Origin of the sequence: Vibrio sp. SCSIO 43132 (assembly GCF_019904195.1) — a bacterium.
Classification (GTDB): domain Bacteria; phylum Pseudomonadota; class Gammaproteobacteria; order Enterobacterales; family Vibrionaceae; genus Vibrio; species Vibrio nigripulchritudo.
Genome location: NZ_CP063200.1, coordinates 1,625,503 through 1,644,247 on the forward strand (window position 1 = coordinate 1,625,503; position 18,745 = coordinate 1,644,247).

Below are 18,745 nucleotides of genomic sequence, written 5' to 3' on the forward strand. Positions count from 1 at the left end.
TGAATATCACATTTGCGCACACCACTGCATAGAAACCGCTCCTCGATAGTTTTATTACTATGGCATAATCCGCCGGATATTAATTCGGAATAAATTAAAACAATAAAACATAACTCTAAGTTAATCAGAGTTTGTCGAAACATTTGTTCAAATCACTTTGACAATTCGGTCAACAAAACCCAGTTCACTTACTAGCGTATGAGGATAATTATGCGATTAGGTTTTAAAACGCGAATAAACATTAGCGTTGTCTTGCTGGTTGCGGTTTCTCTGTCAGTGTTGGCAACTATAAGCATCATCAACCTCAAAAAAGAAATGACTTCCGGGCTTCAGTCCATTACTCAACAAAAGCTCAATAGCCATGTAAAAGAAATTGAAGTCGACATGGAGTCCAAAATTCGGACCATCCATCAAGGCGCTCTCCACTTCACCAACGAACTGAGCGATCAGGAAAATATTGACCGAGTACTTCTTCTTACAGAAACCTCTAAAATCTCGGCGGTAATGATCGCGTACAAAGACGGTCGTAACTACATGTCTGACGACGGCGGTATCAAAGAAGAAACTGACCGATACCTTACGCGTCCTTGGTTTACAGAAACTGCTCAGAAAGGCAGAACCATCACCAGCGATATCTATCAGGATATCGTGACCAAGAAGCAAGTGATCAGTATCTCAGCTCCGGTCTACCAAAACGGTGAACTGATTGCGGTGTTGATTGGCGATGTTCGCCTTGATCACATCGTCGAGCAAGTTGGCTCCATGCGCTTCGCTGGCGGTGCTGCTACCCTTTCCGACCGCAATCACAAATTCTTTGCCAGTGATGATCCAACAGACATCGGTAAAACACCTTCTCAGGTGAGCCCGAGCTTCCAAGTGATTGAGAATGGTTTCCGCTCTGGTCAGAGTGGTCTGGTGCACTTCCCTTATCTTGGTATTGATTTTGATGGTTACTTCCAGCGCATCAGAATTGACAGCGAGAACTACTGGACTCTGATGGTTTTCGTTGATCGAAACACAGCGCTAACCGAAGTGAACAGTGCGATTAAAGAATCCATTCTGGTTGGTTTCCTTTTGCTTGCTGTTTCTACCGTGATTATTTTCGTTGTCATCAGCCAGCTATTCCGCCCGCTCGACAAGCTAAAAGCCGCTGTGCTTGACCTGTCTAACGGTAATGGCGACTTAACTGCACGCCTTAAAGTCGAGCAAAATGACGATTTGGGTCAGATTTCAGAGGGCTTTAATAAATTCGTTTCTAACCTGCAACGCATGATTGGCGATATCGCTGACTCCAGTGTTCAGATTTCCAAAGACATTCGCACCCTGACCTCCTCCGCCAGCCAGAATGAACAAATGCTGCTTTCGCACTCTTCTGAAACGGAACAGGTTGTGACTTCCATTACTGAAATGAGTGAAAGCGCACGCTCGGTTGCCGAAAGTGTTCAGCAGTCCTCTCAGGTAACAGAAGCCACCAGCGTTGAAGCACACAACTCGAAAGGCATTGTAAATAATGCCGTTGAGACAGTTCGTTCACTGGTGGATGAAGTGGAAGAGATGGCAGAGCGTATTCAGGTGATGAATACAGACGCAAACCAGATCAGCGCTGTTCTTTCCGTTATCGGTGACATTTCTGAACAGACCAACCTGTTGGCGTTGAACGCCGCGATTGAAGCAGCGCGCGCCGGAGAACAGGGCCGTGGGTTTGCCGTGGTAGCAGACGAAGTTCGTGCCCTTGCTGCGCGCACCCAAAACAGCACGACCGAAATTTCCGACATGCTGACACGCCTGCTCGATGGAACAGAAAAAGTCGTTAACGCAATGGAGAACACCAAATCTCGTTGTCAGATCACGGCTGAGAAAACATCTGAAGTTTCCGGCAGCCTGGACGTGGTGTCCAACTCGGTAAACCAAATTGATGACATCAGCAGCCAGATTGCTACCGCAACGGAAGAGCAAAGCGCCGTGTCAGAAGAGATCTCGCGCAATATGCTGGCGATACGGGACATTGTTGAATCGCTGGTCAACAGCGGTCGCGATACGGTCAACGTAACTCAATCACTTTCAAACTCCAATTCTCAGCTCGAGAAACTGGTCGCACAATTTAAAGTGCAATAAACAAAAAGGGCATCAGGATTGATGCCCTTTTTAATGTAACAAAAGGTCAATAGACCCTGTATATCTATAAAATAGAGAAAAAATCATGGACATTTCTTTACTGAAAAATCAGCAGGCTAACCAGACAACTTCTGAGTTCGATAAGCTTTATAACGAGGTTTTTCGCGATTTCTTTTCGCGTGATGAAAACCTCTGGCCTATCTACAAAGATCCTGGCTTTGCGGCTTTGAACCAGTTCCGTGCCAAACACCTACACCCACACGAGCGCATGAGTGCCTTCACAAACAGCAACGATCTGCACCAAGCTTTGCTGTCTCAAAACCACATGCCCGCGAAGCGAATGAAACCAACAGGTCAACCGGAAGACGTACTGGCATTTGCTGCGGCGTTATCAAAAGACTGGGAAAACCCTTCCTCGGTAGAAAACGTGATCACAATGCCTTCTGACCCAGCCATTTATGGTGCAATGATGGGAACACTGGCAAACCCTAACCTTGTGTACAGCGAATACGCAGGGATGGCAGAGCAGCTTGAAAAGAATGTGGTTCGCCAGATCGCTAACGTGGTCGGTTACGACCAGAATGAGTCTACCGGTCTTTTCACTCAGGGCGGTACTTTCTGTAATCTGTATGGTTACCTTCTGGGTATTCGTAAATCTCTGCCTGAAGCCATCTTCAAGGGTCTGGATTCTTCACAGGATTACCGAATTCTTAACTCGCAGGGTGGTCACTACTCCAATATGACAAACCTGTCGTTATTGGGTGTCGACATCACTAAGAAAACAATCCGTATTAAAGTGACAGAAAGCCACGAGATAGACCTAGTGGATCTGGAACGCAGCATGCGTGCGTGCTTTGATGTCAATACGGTTGTACCAACCATCATGCTGACTATGGGTACGACGGATACCTTCGCCATTGATCAGGTGAAGCCGGTTTACGACCTGCGCGAGCGCCTGTGTGAAGAATACGGCATTCAGGTTAAGCCACACATTCACGTTGATGCCGCTGTAGGCTGGTCGATGATGTTCTTTATCGACTACGACTTCGCCGGTAACCCAATTGGTATTAACGAAGCGACCCTAAGAGGGATCGAAAGCGTAACGGCACGCCTGCGTGAGCTGAAGTACGCCGACTCATTCACCGTCGATTTCCAGAAGTGGGGTTATGTTCCATACACGTCCAGCCTTGTGATGATCAAAAACAAGCAGGATATGGAAGCATTGAAAAACGATCCGAAGAACTTCTCTTACTTCGAAAACGATCTTCAGGAAGACACGCACCTTCAGTCGACCATTGAATGTTCTCGTGGTGCGACAGGTCTGTTTGGCGCTTACTCTGCTCTGAAATATATGGGTCTTGAGGGCTACCAGACTCTGATTGCACACAGCCTTCAGAATGCAAACTACATGCGCCACCAGTTAATGCAGGACTCTGCATGTAAAGTCGTGGTGCCTGAAAACCAAGGTCCAAGTGTAACCTTCCGTTTGTACAACCGCGATTTCGTGAAATTTGCAGAAGAAGAGTTTGAAATTGAGCGCCATAGTACCGACAACGAAACCATAAAAGCCCGAATGGAACGCAACACCGAGTATCACCGCCATATATTCAACAACCGTGGTAAGTTTGGCCTGTACACCAACTGGGTAGAGTTCATTTCACGTTCTAACTACGTAGGTCGTGGTATCTACTCTTACATTCCGGGAGAAAAAGCGGTATTCATGAACCCGGCAACACAACGTGAGCACATTGATCAGTTCCTTGAGCGTTTGTACTACGCAAGTGGCAAGTAAACCGACCTCACATCGAATATACTTTTAAATCTAAGCCGGATTCGTCCGGCTTTTTTACGCCCAACACATTCAAAATTCAGCAAGAAATTGGCGGCAACTTCCGCTAGAATCCTCTCAAAACATAAGGATAAGCAATGAAGACAGCCGTCGTTTTACTCACCTCTCTATTCGCATTCAGTGCCTTCGCCAAAACCGCTCTCTCTGCCAATATGAAGCAAATGAAGCTGGCTTTTAATCAGGCAGCAGAAGCAACAACCATTGAAGGCATGAGAGCACCCATCGAAGAATTTGAACAGCTTGTTATTTTGTCCGCCAATGGCAGCTACCCACCGGAACGTGAAGAACTCTACCAGAGTGGATTCAGCAAACTCACCAATGCGGTAGAGCGTATTGAAACCAAACTGGATGAAGGGGATCTGGACGGAGCAAAAACCATTTTGCGCGAAATCGATGACCTAAGAAAAGAGTACCACGATAAGAAAAAGCCAAGCATCTGGTCGACCCTGTTTGATTAACCCTTACATCGATAAGCCAAAAAACAATCTATTCTGTCTCACCGCTACGTTCAGCTAACCTATATATTAAAGCCTTGGTTCTCTAGTAGCGGGTACGAAAAACGGGATGGAATATACAGGTTCATGTGAATGCGGTTCAAACCGCCTTCTTGCAAGGTTACCTAAACCTATTGAAAGTTACGAAGCCAGAGCATGCCAATGCGATTTCTGTGTCCCTCGTGGTGCCGCTTATTTGTCTGATCCAGCAGGCACCCTTTTCATTTCCGCTTCCAACCTGAAATCCCAGTCTCAAGGTGCAGGTTTGGCGCGATTCTGGGTATGTCAGCAATGTGACTCTTTGGTCGCTGTAACCTACGATTTTGAAGGCAAAACAAAGGGAGCACTCAACATATCTGCGTTGTCACCTGATCTTAAAACGCGAATCAAGGTCACACATGCATCACCTCATTTACTGTCTGCTGAAGTAAAAACGCAACGTTGGCGGTCTTTATGGATGGACACAATCTTTGAGCTGCCAGACACACAGGAATCACTATGAAAGGCTTCATGATACTCGCTTGTTCTGCCGTACTTTTTGCAAACACCGCAACCGCATCGAGCATAGAAAACTATTCTGAATCTTTAGTTTTTGCGCAGGTTGAAAAAGTGAAAGCGGTTCAGAATGAAAATGGAAGCTGGTGTTTCCATACTACTGTCCGACACAACGATCAGGGCTGGGACCATTACGCCGACGAATGGCAGGTGCTCGATTTGAAAGGAAAAGTGCTTGGTACCCGAACGCTTGCCCACCCTCACGACAACGAGCAGCCTTTTACCCGCAGTAAGTGTGGAATCAAAATTCCTGAATCTGTCTCAAAAGTCGCAGTGCGAGCTAAGTGCAACATTCACGGTTATGGTGGCAAACCCGTAGTTGTTAATCTGAACGTATCAAATGGCGATGGATTCACCGTTCGTAAGTTTAACCAGTAACAAGACCCCACTTATGTTCTGTCATTTCACCACACGTCACTTTAAACGCTATTTGAAAACAGCAACTGCGCTTCTTTCAATTAGCTTCGCCGTTGCATCTGCAAATGCCAGTGAGATTCTCAAAGTATTAGAAGATGGCGATGCCTCTGAGTGGAAACAGGAGTCGTTCAAAGGGTTCACAAATTATGAACCCACTATGCTTGATGGAGTTTCAGTATTGAAGGCGACCAGTAACGGCACGGCTTCAGGTCTGTTTCTGAAAAAAAGAGTAGATTTACTACAGACCCCTTTTCTGAACTGGAAATGGCAAGTATCCGAGGCATTGCCAAAACTGGATGAGCAAAGCAAAGAAGGCGATGACTACGCCGCGCGTATTTACGTTGTGATCGACGGCGGGCTGATGGCTTGGAGAACACGTTCTCTGAACTACGTTTGGTCTGGTTCTCAGCAAGCAGAAACCTTCTGGGATAATGCTTTTGTCGGCTCGAACGTTTGTATGGTGGCAGTTCGTGGTGAAGATGCTCTGACGCAAACCTGGTACAGTGAAAAACGTAATGTTTATCAGGACTTAATCACGTATCTCGGTGACAAAGGCAGCGAGCGAGCCAATGAAAGGGCGTATCGTTACATCGACGTTGTTGCCATTATGACAGACACCGATAACAGTCAGACAAGTGCCACAACCTACTACGGCGATATCTCGTTCAGCGCGCAGTAACTTCCGACCACTTTTATCGGTTGTAACTCACTTGTTTTTTATACAAAAAAACGGGCATATTAGATTACCTAATCTAGCTAAGACGCTCATCCAATGATCAAAGCCATCTATTTCGATTTAGATAACACACTGGTCGATCGTAACGCCAGTATCGACAAGTTTAGTCATGAGTTTGTCCGTCATTTTTCTACGCAACTTAAGAACCCGAACGTGGAGTACATAGCTGCATCGATCAAAGATATTGATAATGGTGGCTACCTCCCAGCGGATTCAAAATATGACCGAATCTACAAAGCACTTGGTGCAGAGCTTCCTACCATTTTGGAATGGCTCACTACCCCAAGCTCTCAAGAAATCGAGCAATTTTGGATAGACCACATCCCTGAATGTGCGGTTGAAATGGATGGTGCTTCTGATCTGATTTCCACCTTAAAATCCGTAGGTATGCATTTGGGTATCATCTCTAACGGTGAAGAATGGAGCCGACAACGTACTGCGAGAGCAACGTCATTTGCGAGCAGCTTTGATCAAATCGTCAGTTCTGAAGTCGCTCAATCGAAAAAGCCAGACACCAAAATTTTTATTGAAACCGCGAAAGCAGCAGGTTTCAAACCGGAAGAATGCATCTATGTTGGCGATCATCCAATTAACGACATTCAGGGTGCAGCAGAAGCAGGTATGCACCCTATCTGGCTTTCGGGTTTTCATTCCCCCCCTTCTCCAGCGTTAATATTTAAGTCTGCCGACCATTTGGGCGAAGTGTTGGATCACAGCCTTGCCTCTATTAAGCGACACCAAACAGCTAACATTAAGATGCATTTTCTTGCCGATGAACCAGAACACGCAAAAACAATAGCGCATTGGTACTTCAATGAATGGTCAAGGCTGTCACCGGACCTTACCGAAGACAAACTTTTCAGCTCTATCCAGCAAAACGCTCATCAAAAATTCGATCTGCCGTTAATGATGATCGCCAAACTAGAAAAACAGCTAGTGGGTGTTACGGAAATAAAACTCCGAGAAAACAGAGATTACCCGGAATATGAACACTGGCTGGGCGGGATCTATGTCCACGCAGATTTTAGAGGGTTTGGCGTCGCGTCGATAATGTTGGAAAACGCCAAGCAACACGCGAAACGTTTGGGTATCAAGACCCTATACCTTCAGTGCGAAAGCCACAATGTTGGTTTGTATCTACGAAATGGCTACCAGGTTTTGCACTCCGCGAAACATCATAATGTAGACACTACGATACTTTCCACCGAAGTGTGTGATGATTAAAAAGGGGCCAAGCCCCTTTCTCAGAAATTACCAATTGTGAACGACGATATCGCCACGATCAGGTACTGCATCAAAAATGATGGACTGATCGTCCCACTTAAATGGTATTACCTTTCCACCCAGCTCTACCTTGGAAACACCAAATTGCGTCGGCACTTTCACTTTTAAAGTTAACGGCTCGTCGTATACTTCATCCGCCAAGCCATCTTTTAAGTTCAGCGTCATGGCTTTGGCATCGACACTGACCAGTTCCACTTCTGCTACCGCTTTTTGTCTGTGGTACTTTATGGCTTTTTCTAACGTTGTAACCCAGGCATCGTCTTTTGATTTCACGATGTCTAACTGGTTTTCGAAGATTCCCTGAGGAACAACCTCACTCCAGTCGGCTCCTCCATCTGGTCCTACAATGCTGTGCCACGTCAGGATATACAACCCACCTGAATCCAGAGCAAAATCGAGCACGAATTCAAATTTCTCCAGATCTTGCAGAATATAAGCATTGGTGGAACTCAGCTCGTAATACGCCCCTTCCGAGGTAGCAAAGTCGTAAGGGTTTACCACGTATTTTGCCGGATCCCATCCGCGAGCTGCGATGAAGCCAGTATCATGCAGGTACTGTTGAATACTGCGGTTGTAGCTGCCAAACGGGAAAGCAAAGGTTGTAGGACGCTTACCTGTATTGGCTTCAATACGGTCCGACGCCACTTTTACTTCGTCGTCATAGCGATCAGGACCGACAGGTGGACGAGTTATGCCCTGCCAGTCGGTGTAGTCATAATTAAAGTCGTGGTGAAGAACAGTGTGATTAGCCATTTCAATGCCGGCGTTATGACCTTCAACAATGGTGTCCCACCCTAACCACTCTGCTGTATCTGTCGTCACAAAGATGGTTGCTGCCATGTCTCGTTTAATCAATTGAGGGATGGCGATATCTTTCTGACCAGGAGAATAGTCATCAAAGGCGAGAACTACTGCGGCATCCTGAAAGCCTTTCCAGTTGGCGATTTCGTAGTCCAGCTGAGAAGTCGCCAAAACCGGGGCTGTTACAAGCCCCATACACGTCATAAGAGTTAACTTGTTGATAGTCATCGTATTATCCTTGTGTGAATAACCGTCAACCATCCTGTGTTACTTATCGATTATATTCAAAGTTTTATAAAAGAAACTCAGTCAGACACTCATGCCTCTATGTAACTGACTTTTAACATAATTACTAATTTATCTCGCAAAGAAATTGTCGGAAAGCCGCTCTATTGATACTTTGCTGCGGTGATAAACTGACCAAAAGACTCACACCACACGATCACACTATTGAAGTCAGACGGGTTAATTTCTGATGAGACTTCTACTGCAAAGTTTTCAAAGGTTTTGATATCACCAACCTGAACCATGGAAGATTTCAACCGATTGAAATCCGATTCTGTTTCAACAAATTCAGGCGACAGGTAAAGCTTGTAATCCGGTCCCGGTGCCAGTGTTCCCATTAAGGTAATGAACTCAGGTCCAACCGAAACAGTACCCTCGCCCCAATGCAGGGCATCGCTGTCTTTCAATTCGCGTTTAAATTCCGCGGTAAACTCAGTGCCAGCCGATTTGGCTTTGATTGTTTCTGCGGTTGGGGCTGGTGGCGCAGTAAGGATAGGTAAAGCGTATATTCCACCGGCAAAGCCAATAAACCCCACCACTCCATGCGTCAGTAGAAGTAACGCTAACGTTCGCTTTTTCATTCTTTTACTCGCTGTATCTATTTGAAATCACAAACAACGAGTGTAGTACAATTCGAAGCAGTTGGGGTTTAGGAACAAATTTGAATGGGTAGCTTTTTCAGACTGTTCAATTAGCAAGCTAGTCCTCTATCAAACCTTGTTTCTTAAGCTCTGAAGTTATTGCGCCATTAGTTCTGCCGTGGTTTTCAGCCAGAACAGTAATTCCTACCCCTGAAATAAACTGAGTCCTCAAATCATCCCGTTGTTCTTGCGACCACGGTAAACCTGCATTTTTAGGCAAGCCGTTAGCAACATTGTCTTCCTGTTTTTGCTCTAGACTTTTCTTTACTTTAGTGGCTTTCTTAGGTGGGTTTTTAACAAAGTCGAGAGTGTAAAAAAGTGCCCGAATCACGTCAGGGCTATTGTAGGGAGATTCGCTAGGCAGCACTTCACCTGTCTGAGGGTTAATTCCATTTGCCAACGCTTCAACAATTTCAAGATGCCTGTCCATTCTTATCTAACCTCCTGTATTCAATTAAGCATGTAATGAGCACAAACAAAGCTGAGATCTTTACAGCGCAATAAGATCAGCAGTCTAGGGACGTTAACCTATCTTTTTTAACCCTAAATTGCCATGTGTAATGAATCAGATTTCACTAATAATAATTCTTAGAATAAGTATGGGAAGGAAAGGTCTTTGGAGGATCTTCGTTGGATATGACTAAAAAATGAAGCCCCAAATGGGGCTCAGGTATCGATTCTTAGCTCGGTAGATTTATCAAAGAACACGGCTTTGCCTACATCCAGAACGACTGAGAATTGCGCTCCGAATTCAATATCAGATTCAGCGGAGCAACGAGCGATGATTTCTGTACTGTTTATTCGGCTGGTGACCAGAATATCAGGACCTGTCGGTTCCAGTACTTCGGCTTTCAGTTGTAACCCATCCTGAACTTCGCTCTCTGTGACCTGAATATCTTCTGGGCGGATGCCCATGACTATTTTTTCGCCATCGTATTTTCTTAACGCACAAGGGAGCGCAAGGTGCTTCTCATTACCCTCTGAACCCGACAGCTTGCAAATGGGTTGTTCGGCAGAGTCCAGCTCGATTAGAACCTCAACAAAGTTCATCGAAGGTGACCCCATAAACCCAGCCACAAATAAGTTATTGGGCTGGCTGTAGATTTCCTTCGGTGTGCCTAGTTGCTGCACTTCTCCGTCTTTCATTACCGCAATTCGGTCGGCCAGAGTCATGGCTTCAATCTGATCATGGGTCACATAAACAATGGTGGTCTGAAGCTGCTGATGCAGGCGCTTAATTTGCGTTCGCATATCAACTCGCAACTTAGCATCTAGGTTAGATAGAGGTTCATCGAACAAATACAGTTTAGGCTTGCGGGCTAGTGCTCGCCCCATGGCCACACGCTGGCGCTGACCACCCGACAAATGTGCTGGCTTGCGATCAAGCAAATGGGAAATTTGAAGCATGTCGGCAACCCGGTTTACCTCCTCATCTATTCTCTGCTTTTCCCACTTACGGATCTTCAAGCCAAAGGCAATATTGTCGAAAACCGTCATATTGGGATACAAAGCGTAGGACTGGAACACCATCGCGATATCCCGGTCTTTAGGTTCTACCTGGCTGACTTCTTGTTCTTCGATGTATATCTCGCCTGAGCTGATGTCTTCCAGCCCCGCAATGGTGTTCATCAACGTGGATTTACCACACCCAGAGGGACCAACTAGGATAAGAAACTCGCCCGATTCGATGGCGATATTGATCCCTTTAAGTGTTTCCTGATCAGCATTCGGGTACGTTTTTCTGATTTGTTGTAATCTCAGAGACGACATGCAAATTTCCTTACTACTTGGTGATGACCTGTTGGTCAAGATGACGTTCATGCCCTAACTTTGCATGATCCACAAACCATTCAGTAACCAGTTCTGGTCTGGTGATCGCAGTACCCACTGTGCAGCTCCAGGCACCGGATGCCAGCACTCTTGAAACTGCACTGGGTGAGTTATAACGACCTTCTGCCATTACACGTAAACCTTGCGCCACCCATTGTTCTACAAGGTCAAAATCGGGGTCTTTCGGTACCACCTCTGTGGTGTAACCAGAAAGGGTGGAACCGATCAGGTCACAACCCAGTTCAGCAGCCACCATGCCTTCTTCAAACGTCGAGCAGTCTGCCATGACGCATTTACCCTGAGATTTCACCAGACTCACGAGATCCGCAAACGGCTCCGGACGCTGACGAAACGTTCCGTCGATTGCGATGATGTCTGCGCCCGCATTAATCAACCCAATCACGTCTTCTTTCATCGCGGTAATGCGAACGGGATATTGTTCAAAATCGCGTTTTACTATCCCGATAATTGGGGTATCGACATACTTTCGGACAAACTCGGTTCGTCTTACCCCTTCAATTCTTAGCCCTTTTGCACCGCTAAGGATGGCGGTTTTGGCATACGCCAGCACAATGTCATCTTTATCCATCGGGCTGTCTTCCACTGGCTGGCACGAAACCACCAACCCGCCATGTAGCGCATCAATCACAGGTACTGCATCCATATGATATTTCTTCATATTTTTATCCTTTCACCGCACCGCCCATTACGGACTGACCAATCTGTCTGTAAATCAAAAGTCCCAGAAGCGTTGGGGGTAGCGTGCCTATTACCATGACAGCGGCAGCCACTCCCCACTGAACGCCACCGCCTCCGGCTGCAAAGAAGAAGGACGCGCCCACCGTGAGTGGAACGGCGTCTTTTGTCGTTAGCATCAAACCAAAAAGAAATTCATTCCATGCGGTGATAAAACCGAAAATAAGCGTTGTAGCCAGTACGGGTTTCGACATAGGAATGGCGACATTCACCAAAAACGTGAATGGGCTTGCTCCATCCACCAGCGAGGCTTTGTCCAGCTCCGTTGGAATGTCATGAATGGCGTTAATCGACATCATCAACGCAAGAGGCAAATTCACAATCGCCAGAATCAGACCCAAGCCAAGTTTGCTGTCGAGCAAATGGAGTGGCTGATACATCATGTAAAGCGGAATGGCGAAGATGATCAAAGGCACTGCACGCAGGTTGATCACCGCTGGCATGAGAATACGAGTGCCGTAGCCCTTTCGAACCATTACGTATGCCGCAGGGAAACAGAAAAGCAAAGGCAAAACCGCACCTATACTGGCGACCACGACACTGTTCATCAGATACGCAATCACATCAAAACGATCTGAGATGGCAAAAACCTGAACATAGTTTTCCAGTGTCCAGCTTTCGACCCACAAGCTGGCATTGGAGGCAATTTCCGCATTGGATTTAAATGATGTCAGCAGAGTCACCAACACCGGGAAATTCATCAGCAAAGCCGCAATGGCAAAAACGATCCAACGTCCGATCATGACTGCGCTCCTTTCTTTCTCGAAGAGAAATAGTTAAGAGCAAACAACACAGCAAAGGTGACGAATAGCAGCAGCATGGAGGCCGCCACCGCCTTGCCGATATTGCCTTGCTTGAAGAATGCCAGATACACGTAGATGGAAAGGCTGGTCGTCGATCCACCTGCCCCACTTCCGGTCAGGACATAGACGTTGTCAAATACGCGGAAGCCGTCGATAAACCGAACAAACAAAGCGGTAAACAACGCCAGTTTCATGAACGGCAGTTCAATGTTCCAGAACAGCTTGAATCCGTGCGCACCATCCAGAGTGGCGGCTTTTCTCACGTCTTCAGGGATTGCCTGATAAGCGACATGGAACAGTAAGACAGCGAATGGTGTCCATTGCAGAATCTCAATGGTCATCAAGGTGTAAATAGCATTGTTGGCGTCCAGAAATGCCGGGCTGTCGCCAAACCATTCCCACAAATAAAACGGAACCGGACCAACAAACTCATGCAATACCAGACGGTACATTAGACCCACCAGAGCAGGTGCTGCCATCATCGGCATCATCAAAATGGCCATTAACCAAGGGTGTTTCTTTAATAGTGGTGCGAGGTACACCGCGAGAAACAGACCCAGTACACATTCAACCAATGCGGTAATAAAACCAAACTTGAATGAAAAGTGGGTTGCCTTCCAAAACAGCGGATCGTTGATGACATCTACAAAATTATTAAAACCTTGAAGTTTGGGGGAACGAAGGTTTTCGAACGTCACTTGCGAAACGCTGTATACCAGGTCGGCAACCAAAGGAAATCCCAGAAACAACGTCAGGAATAAAACCAGAGGCAACGTAAACAGTCTGCTTTGCTTGTCTACAGTTGGCTGAATCATACATCTCACTCTTGCTTGGCTTTAAAGAGAGGGGGTTCAAAGGCTGGCGTGCATTCAGCACGACCAGCCCCATACGACAGGCGCTACTTAAGCAGCTCTTTCATCGACTTTTCAGTGTTTTCCAGAGCCTGATCCAGGCTCTGTTGCCCTGCCCAATAGCCGGTAAACTCACGAGCCTGAACTTCGTACACCGTCAGCGCATTGCCTGATGTACCACCATTCATAACAAACCCGTATTTTCCTGCGTACTCACCCAGAGTTTTGAGGTCTGGTCGCTGGCTTTCCACGTCCTTAACCACATTCTGTCTCAGTGCAGGGTTACCGCCCGCCAGCGCATAAGCTTTCGCGGCTTCCGCAGTTGCCAGCCAGTTAAGGAACTTACGTGCACCTTCTTTATTGGTTGAGGCTTTGTTCAAGCCAAAACCCAGACCATGAACGTGAGTGAAGCGTCCGTTTGGACCTTGTGGAGGAGGAGCAATACCCACTTTGCCAGCAATGGTCGGATTCTTGCTCGCATCGGTTAAATCACCCGCTGCCGCGTTCCATTGAAGCATGGTGGCAGCCTGACCTGCACCAAACGCTGCGTTGGCTTCTGCGTATTCATAGGAAAGCGAATCTTTTGGTGACGAACCTGCATCGTAGAGCGACTTGTATCGCTCCAGCGCGCTGCGATAGCCATCAGAATTTACAACCACGTTTCCGCTTTCGTCTAACCAGTTACCACCATAGGCTTTAGCTGCGGAATGCCAGACCATCATGTTGAACAAGAGGTTTTTCATTTGCAGAACCGTACCGTAGCGAACCGGGCTCTTGCGGTTTTGCTTCTTAGCAAAAAACAGTGCTGTTACCTTGTAATCGTCCCAGGTCCAGTTTTGTGGGTTAACCGGATCCATCTCTTTTCCAAAGGTCTTTTTCGCGATTGCGCGGTATTCTTTCTTCCAGTCGTCATCTGACAATAACTGGTCGATCAGATCAGAGCGGTAGTACATAAAGTGCAAAGACAGATCAGTCGGCACGCCATATTGCTTGCCTTGATACTGCATGGTTGCCAGCACTTTATCGTCGTAAGCTTCGTTAGAAGTTAAGGTGATAGGTTCCATGTAAGGCGAGTAACGACCCAGTGAATAGGTGGCTGTCAGGTTGATATCGAACTCTGTTGTACCAGCAGCCAAATCAGACTGCAGTTTGTCCCAGAATCCTTCACGGTTAAAAAACAGAGCTTCAACCTTGTCGTTGTCACTCAATCCACTTTTTGCATTGTAGATTTCGATGGCTTTACGTAATGCTGTTTCTTCCGGACCACCTGGCCACCCTAAAACGGTAACAGTGGCTTGTGCCTGGCAGGCAAAAACCGCAGCGATAGAAAGTGCAGCAAAACTCATTACGGATTTACGAATCATCTTCATTCTCCCTTTCGTCCCTAACCCTAATTGTAGGTTGCATATTGAGCGCTCCTTTAAATTAATTGCTCAACATTTCACCTATAGAATTAGATCAAATGGTCTATATTTACAATCCAACAGCAGACCAAAACTGTTTCATTATTGATACAAATGTTAATTTAAAGTGACATTAGACCTGAAAATAGGATTTTTTTGGTTGAAGCATGCACACACGTTCATTAGGATGGCTTTATTGGTCTATACCGATTCAAGGTCTCCAGATGACAAAAAGAGCAAGCGTAAAAAACGAATTAATGAAGTTTATTGCTAACAGTTCTCCGGGCATGCGTTTGCCCTCTGAAAGGGAATTGAGCAAGCGTTTTGATGTGGCGCGGGAAACATTAAGGCGATGCTTATTAGACTTAGAAGCCGAGGGAAGAATCATACGTAAAGTGGGCGCTGGCAACTTTGTAGCGGATCGCCCTGAAACTAAGCAGCTTTCTCTGCGATCTTTTTCTGAAGAGATGCTCGCTAAAGGCTTAAAGCCGACCAGTCGAATCATTTCAACAGAAACCTTGTCTGCCGGAGCCAAGATCAGCCAGATGCTGAACCTTTCCCCATCGGAACTCGTCTACAAAATCATGCGTGTGCGATACGCCAATGAGCAACCCATGGCGATGGAAACCGTCTATTTACCATGTAATCTTCTTCCTGGTTTTTCGCCAGACAGGCTTTCTACGGAATCCCTGTACACCATTCTGGAAAATGATTATCAGTTGTCACTCAATCAGGCAGACCAGTTTATTGAAGCCACCGTTGTTGAACCCAAAGAGGCAGCGCTATTAAATGTTGCGCCATACAGCGCAGGGCTGCTGATTGAAAGGAAAATGATCGCTACCGACGATACGCCTATTGAGTTCTGTAAAACGCTCTATCGCGCTGACAAATATAAGTTTGAAGTACAGATACGACGCCCATCCTGACCCTCAGTGTCAGTCTAAAAAGTGACTGGCACGGGGGATTCATATGCCATTGCTTACTGTGTCGCACATTTAATACATCTCTCTTCTCTATTTGCAACCAGACTTATCGAGCCGAACACAATAAACCACACCAAACACACCGACAGGAGTTAAGGATGACTACCGTTGCAAAACTTAACTACCGGAGGAAACAAGCAGGACTTCCGTTAATTCGATTTAACCTACTAAAACTCAATCCAGAAGATGTGCAAGACTTGCGAGATGCTTACGCTGCCATGTATGAAATCTCGGAATTGGCAGTGGGCGACAAGCGTGGCTACTCTGCCCTTGCCAGAGCTCACGGTTATGATCAGGACTTGTGTCACGATCTTGATTGGGCATTTCTTACCTGGCACCGCTCTTACGTCTATTCATTTGAGAAAGCACTGAATACCGCACTCAAATGGAAACGGGAAGATCCGGACTTAGAGTTGACTCTACCCACGCATCAAATGGCTTGCCTAAGCTGCTCAACGAGCTTACCTACACTAACGCCGATGGCGATGAAACCGACAACCCGCTTGCAAGAGCAAAAAGCCTGTATCGAGTTATCTCTCAGGGTTTGTCCGGAGACGAGGAGTTCACTCACAGATACCCAGATCAGTTTAGGCAGAACATACCCGTACTGAAAAATGAGGTTGACCGATACCTGACGAACCCAAGCTTTGTTCGCTTTCAGGCGGATTTAGATCGCGGTGCTCATGGCGCTATTCACGTGTTTGTGGGCGGGCAAAATTCCAGCTCTCCTTTGCCAGCGAACAGTGGGGATATGAGCAGAGTGATATCGGCATCCTATGACCCCATTTTCTGGCTGCACCATTGTATGGTCGATAAAATCTGGGCAGACTGGCAAACCCTTCATCCGCATACCAATATTCCTCAGATCATTCTTGATCATGTGGTTTACGACAGTCGAATTGGGTCTGACCTTATCGATCATGAAGAAACACTCAGGTACATCTACTCAGAAGATTCCGTAGAAACCGCCGTTGCTGATACAGGCACCGTGGATACCATTACGCCGAAACCTCTCTCGGCTAGTGTGCACCATGTGAAGGAATTGAATCTAGGCGGTGTGGAAGCGGGATTCGTCAGAGCTCAACTGGACTTCTTGCGACTGAGACCACCTAAGAACAGTTTCGAAATTCGGGCGTATATCGATAATCCCGGGTGCAATGAATCTACTGGGTATGATGACCCAAGCTTCGCAGGCAGGCTCATGTTGTTTGGTCATGGGCAATGTCATGGCGCCCCCGGACACTGTAACCCATCCCTGGCGACGAGAGACAAATACGACCTACGGTCAAAACACGCTCTGCGCTATGTACACACCCGCTATTCCATGGACGTCACCAGCGGGTTACGCCGCTACATCGGGCGAAAGAAGTCGATTGCTCATTTAAAGATTCACCTGCTAATTCTGGATTGCGAAAATCAGGTAGTAGCGTCGGATTCGATTCAATACGACGGATGCGCATTACGCACATTTGCAAAGGGCTAAGACTTGTCACCTTACGTGACAGCAAAGGCGGCGATCGTCGCCTTGATTTTGGTCGCTTTGCGCAAGAGGTTTATCTGTAAATAGGGAAAGTTTATCGTTCACTATTTTTCCTGCTGTTTTGTAATGATTTATGTCACAATACGACACTCTGTTCCAATTAACATTTCCTCCTATGAATTATCAAGCCGCTATTTTCGATATGGACGGGCTCCTTCTTGACACTGAAAGAGTCTGTATGACCATATTCAAACAAGCCTGTGAAACTCTCGATATTCCGTTTCTTGATGATGTTTATTTTTCTATCATTGGCAAGAACGCTGCTGGTATCGAACAAACTCTGCGAGCAGGCTACGACGAGTATATTGATTACCCCACCCTTCATGGTGAATGGAAGAAACATTACGATGGCGTAGTGCTTAACCAGGCGATCCCGGTCAAAGATGGCGTTGTAGAACTTCTGGAGTGGCTCAAATCCAAACAGGTCCCCCTTGCGGTCGCGACCTCCACAAGAAAAGAAGTGGCGAAGGTAAAATTAAACCTTAGCGGTCTGGATGGTTTTTTCGACAATGTAACAACGGGTTGCGAAGTCACCCACGGAAAACCCAACCCTGAAATCTACTTACTGGCAGCAAATCGCCTAAAAGTTTCACCACTTGAATGCCTTGCATTTGAGGATTCAAATAACGGTGTACGATCGGCAGTTGCAGCCCAAATGACCGCCTTTCAGATTCCAGATCTGGTGCAGCCTTGTGACGAAGTTAAACGTTTTGGTCACCACATCATGCCATCGCTTCACGATGTACTGGATCACTTGAAAACGCTGGACAGACCTTGAAATGCGAACGCTAAAAATTTGGCTGTCTATCGTTTCACTGTTCTTGCTTGCATTCTCAGCGTGGCTATTTATGCCAGCTATCAGCAAGGTTGAAAAGCAAGTACTTGAGCAGGATCTAGCGGAACCGTTTCGCTTGGTAGGTTATCGCGTCATTTCGACCGATCCTTCAATAGATGCCACCTATCACTATTACCTGACGGTCAAAGGTTCAGACATTGATGAGGAATCACCTTTTCTTATTACCAGTGATCCTTTTATTAAGGTAGATAACTTCGACGACAACTCTCTACACATATCTGTTACCGGAAAAATTGAGCTTTACAGAAATGATTTATGGGTCAAAAAAGACGATGAAAAACTTCATCATTGGTACATAAGTATGCAGTCAAAATACATTAGATGACCCTAATAAAATGATTCTAAAGTGCAATTACCCCACAAATAATGTGATATTTCCATAAGTTAAATTAACAGTTATAACAATTAACCCATTACTCAAATTATTTGCTTTTTTATTTTAAAGCTCATTTCATATTTGAGAAATAAGATGTGGGTCTCATAATAGATTTCGTTTTTTGCAATCGATCTCTCCAAAACTGCAAGAGATCACCTAAACTTAACAAG

20 protein-coding genes are annotated in these 18,745 nt (G+C 46.2%); 12 read left to right on the top strand and 8 right to left on the bottom strand.

The window, feature by feature from the left end:
- Nucleotides 1-210: 210 nt before the first annotated feature.
- The 7 genes from INR79_RS25530 (at nt 211) to INR79_RS25560 (ending at nt 7,390) form a co-directional block, all read left to right on the top strand.
- Entirely contained in the window at nt 211-2,115 is a 1,905-nt protein-coding gene (locus INR79_RS25530; protein ID WP_223097610.1) for a methyl-accepting chemotaxis protein, read from the top strand.
- 85 nt (nt 2,116-2,200) lie between these two features.
- Complete coding sequence (locus INR79_RS25535; RefSeq protein ID WP_022592790.1) at nt 2,201-3,907, top strand: pyridoxal phosphate-dependent decarboxylase family protein; 1,707 nt, start codon at nt 2,201-2,203, stop codon at nt 3,905-3,907.
- 134 nt (nt 3,908-4,041) lie between these two features.
- Nucleotides 4,042-4,422: a cytochrome b562 gene (locus tag INR79_RS25540; protein WP_223097611.1), complete on the top strand. Its 381-nt coding sequence runs from the start codon at nt 4,042-4,044 to the stop codon at nt 4,420-4,422.
- A gap of 106 nt (nt 4,423-4,528) precedes the next feature.
- Entirely contained in the window at nt 4,529-4,960 is a 432-nt protein-coding gene (locus tag INR79_RS25545) for a hypothetical protein (protein WP_223097612.1), read from the top strand.
- Entirely contained in the window at nt 4,957-5,391 is a 435-nt protein-coding gene (locus INR79_RS25550; RefSeq protein ID WP_223097614.1) for a hypothetical protein, read from the top strand. The genes INR79_RS25545 and INR79_RS25550 overlap by 4 nt, the downstream gene beginning before the upstream one ends.
- 13 nt (nt 5,392-5,404) lie before the next feature.
- On the top strand, nt 5,405-6,109 hold the full coding sequence (locus INR79_RS25555) for a DUF3047 domain-containing protein (RefSeq protein WP_223097616.1): 705 nt from the start codon (nt 5,405-5,407) through the stop codon (nt 6,107-6,109).
- Nucleotides 6,110-6,202: 93 nt separating this feature from the next.
- A complete protein-coding gene (locus INR79_RS25560; RefSeq protein WP_223097618.1) occupies nt 6,203-7,390 on the top strand; it encodes an HAD-IA family hydrolase in 1,188 nt (395 codons plus the stop codon).
- Between the two features lie 27 nt (nt 7,391-7,417).
- Here INR79_RS25560 and INR79_RS25565 read toward each other — a convergent pair whose 3' ends face one another.
- The 8 genes from INR79_RS25565 to INR79_RS25600 form a co-directional block, all read right to left on the bottom strand.
- Entirely contained in the window at nt 7,418-8,479 is a 1,062-nt protein-coding gene (locus INR79_RS25565) for a polysaccharide deacetylase family protein (protein ID WP_223097620.1), read from the bottom strand.
- 161 nt (nt 8,480-8,640) lie between these two features.
- Nucleotides 8,641-9,117, bottom strand: a complete 477-nt coding sequence (locus INR79_RS25570; protein ID WP_200767670.1) for a DM13 domain-containing protein — start codon at nt 9,115-9,117, stop codon at nt 8,641-8,643.
- A gap of 118 nt (nt 9,118-9,235) precedes the next feature.
- The gene (locus INR79_RS25575; RefSeq protein ID WP_022561629.1) at nt 9,236-9,607 is read right to left on the bottom strand and encodes a hypothetical protein; all 372 of its coding nucleotides are present in this window, start codon (nt 9,605-9,607) and stop codon (nt 9,236-9,238) included.
- Nucleotides 9,608-9,843: 236 nt separating this feature from the next.
- Nucleotides 9,844-10,947, bottom strand: coding sequence for an ABC transporter ATP-binding protein (locus INR79_RS25580; RefSeq protein WP_223097622.1), 1,104 nt, complete (start codon nt 10,945-10,947; stop codon nt 9,844-9,846).
- Nucleotides 10,948-10,960: 13 nt separating this feature from the next.
- A complete protein-coding gene (locus INR79_RS25585; protein WP_223097624.1) occupies nt 10,961-11,686 on the bottom strand; it encodes an N-acetylmannosamine-6-phosphate 2-epimerase in 726 nt (241 codons plus the stop codon).
- A 4-nt stretch (nt 11,687-11,690) separates the two neighbouring features.
- Nucleotides 11,691-12,506, bottom strand: coding sequence for a carbohydrate ABC transporter permease (locus INR79_RS25590; RefSeq protein WP_004398114.1), 816 nt, complete (start codon nt 12,504-12,506; stop codon nt 11,691-11,693).
- Nucleotides 12,503-13,381 (bottom strand): carbohydrate ABC transporter permease, encoded by an 879-nt coding sequence (locus INR79_RS25595; protein WP_004398113.1) that lies wholly within the window; start codon nt 13,379-13,381, stop codon nt 12,503-12,505. Before INR79_RS25595 ends, INR79_RS25590 begins: the two co-directional genes overlap by 4 nt.
- A gap of 83 nt (nt 13,382-13,464) precedes the next feature.
- The gene (locus tag INR79_RS25600) at nt 13,465-14,781 is read right to left on the bottom strand and encodes an extracellular solute-binding protein (protein ID WP_223097626.1); all 1,317 of its coding nucleotides are present in this window, start codon (nt 14,779-14,781) and stop codon (nt 13,465-13,467) included.
- A 263-nt stretch (nt 14,782-15,044) separates the two neighbouring features.
- Between INR79_RS25600 and INR79_RS25605 the strand changes: the two genes are divergently transcribed.
- The 5 genes from INR79_RS25605 (at nt 15,045) to INR79_RS25620 (ending at nt 18,524) form a co-directional block, all read left to right on the top strand.
- On the top strand, nt 15,045-15,746 hold the full coding sequence (locus tag INR79_RS25605) for a GntR family transcriptional regulator (protein ID WP_022592778.1): 702 nt from the start codon (nt 15,045-15,047) through the stop codon (nt 15,744-15,746).
- Nucleotides 15,747-15,901: 155 nt separating this feature from the next.
- Nucleotides 15,902-16,414: a tyrosinase family protein gene (locus tag INR79_RS28215; RefSeq protein WP_262415427.1), complete on the top strand. Its 513-nt coding sequence runs from the start codon at nt 15,902-15,904 to the stop codon at nt 16,412-16,414.
- Nucleotides 16,348-17,286 (top strand): tyrosinase family protein, encoded by a 939-nt coding sequence (locus INR79_RS25610; protein WP_262415479.1) that lies wholly within the window; start codon nt 16,348-16,350, stop codon nt 17,284-17,286. Before INR79_RS28215 ends, INR79_RS25610 begins: the two co-directional genes overlap by 67 nt.
- A 172-nt stretch (nt 17,287-17,458) precedes the next feature.
- Nucleotides 17,459-18,121 carry an HAD family hydrolase gene (locus INR79_RS25615; RefSeq protein WP_045965148.1) on the top strand — a complete coding sequence of 221 codons (663 nt, stop codon included), beginning with the start codon at nt 17,459-17,461 and terminating at the stop codon, nt 18,119-18,121.
- A 1-nt stretch (nt 18,122) separates the two neighbouring features.
- Nucleotides 18,123-18,524, top strand: a complete 402-nt coding sequence (locus INR79_RS25620; RefSeq protein WP_022597751.1) for a hypothetical protein — start codon at nt 18,123-18,125, stop codon at nt 18,522-18,524.
- The last annotated feature ends 221 nt before the right edge of the window (nt 18,525-18,745 follow it).

Bases quoted from the DNA above. Each gene is read 5' to 3' on its own strand.
- INR79_RS25530 (WP_223097610.1), top strand. From the start codon at position 211: ATGCGATTAGGTTTTAAAACGCGAATAAACATTAGCGTTGTCTTGCTG.
- INR79_RS25535 (WP_022592790.1), top strand. From the start codon at position 2,201: ATGGACATTTCTTTACTGAAAAATCAGCAGGCTAACCAGACAACTTCT.
- INR79_RS25540 (WP_223097611.1), top strand. From the start codon at position 4,042: ATGAAGACAGCCGTCGTTTTACTCACCTCTCTATTCGCATTCAGTGCC.
- INR79_RS25545 (WP_223097612.1), top strand. From the start codon at position 4,529: ATGGAATATACAGGTTCATGTGAATGCGGTTCAAACCGCCTTCTTGCA.
- INR79_RS25550 (WP_223097614.1), top strand. From the start codon at position 4,957: ATGAAAGGCTTCATGATACTCGCTTGTTCTGCCGTACTTTTTGCAAAC.
- INR79_RS25555 (WP_223097616.1), top strand. From the start codon at position 5,405: ATGTTCTGTCATTTCACCACACGTCACTTTAAACGCTATTTGAAAACA.
- INR79_RS25560 (WP_223097618.1), top strand. From the start codon at position 6,203: ATGATCAAAGCCATCTATTTCGATTTAGATAACACACTGGTCGATCGT.
- INR79_RS25565 (WP_223097620.1), bottom strand. From the start codon at position 8,479: ATGACTATCAACAAGTTAACTCTTATGACGTGTATGGGGCTTGTAACA.
- INR79_RS25570 (WP_200767670.1), bottom strand. From the start codon at position 9,117: ATGAAAAAGCGAACGTTAGCGTTACTTCTACTGACGCATGGAGTGGTG.
- INR79_RS25575 (WP_022561629.1), bottom strand. From the start codon at position 9,607: ATGGACAGGCATCTTGAAATTGTTGAAGCGTTGGCAAATGGAATTAAC.
- INR79_RS25580 (WP_223097622.1), bottom strand. From the start codon at position 10,947: ATGTCGTCTCTGAGATTACAACAAATCAGAAAAACGTACCCGAATGCT.
- INR79_RS25585 (WP_223097624.1), bottom strand. From the start codon at position 11,686: ATGAAGAAATATCATATGGATGCAGTACCTGTGATTGATGCGCTACAT.
- INR79_RS25590 (WP_004398114.1), bottom strand. From the start codon at position 12,506: ATGATCGGACGTTGGATCGTTTTTGCCATTGCGGCTTTGCTGATGAAT.
- INR79_RS25595 (WP_004398113.1), bottom strand. From the start codon at position 13,381: ATGATTCAGCCAACTGTAGACAAGCAAAGCAGACTGTTTACGTTGCCT.
- INR79_RS25600 (WP_223097626.1), bottom strand. From the start codon at position 14,781: ATGATTCGTAAATCCGTAATGAGTTTTGCTGCACTTTCTATCGCTGCG.
- INR79_RS25605 (WP_022592778.1), top strand. From the start codon at position 15,045: ATGACAAAAAGAGCAAGCGTAAAAAACGAATTAATGAAGTTTATTGCT.
- INR79_RS28215 (WP_262415427.1), top strand. From the start codon at position 15,902: ATGACTACCGTTGCAAAACTTAACTACCGGAGGAAACAAGCAGGACTT.
- INR79_RS25615 (WP_045965148.1), top strand. From the start codon at position 17,459: ATGAATTATCAAGCCGCTATTTTCGATATGGACGGGCTCCTTCTTGAC.
- INR79_RS25620 (WP_022597751.1), top strand. From the start codon at position 18,123: ATGCGAACGCTAAAAATTTGGCTGTCTATCGTTTCACTGTTCTTGCTT.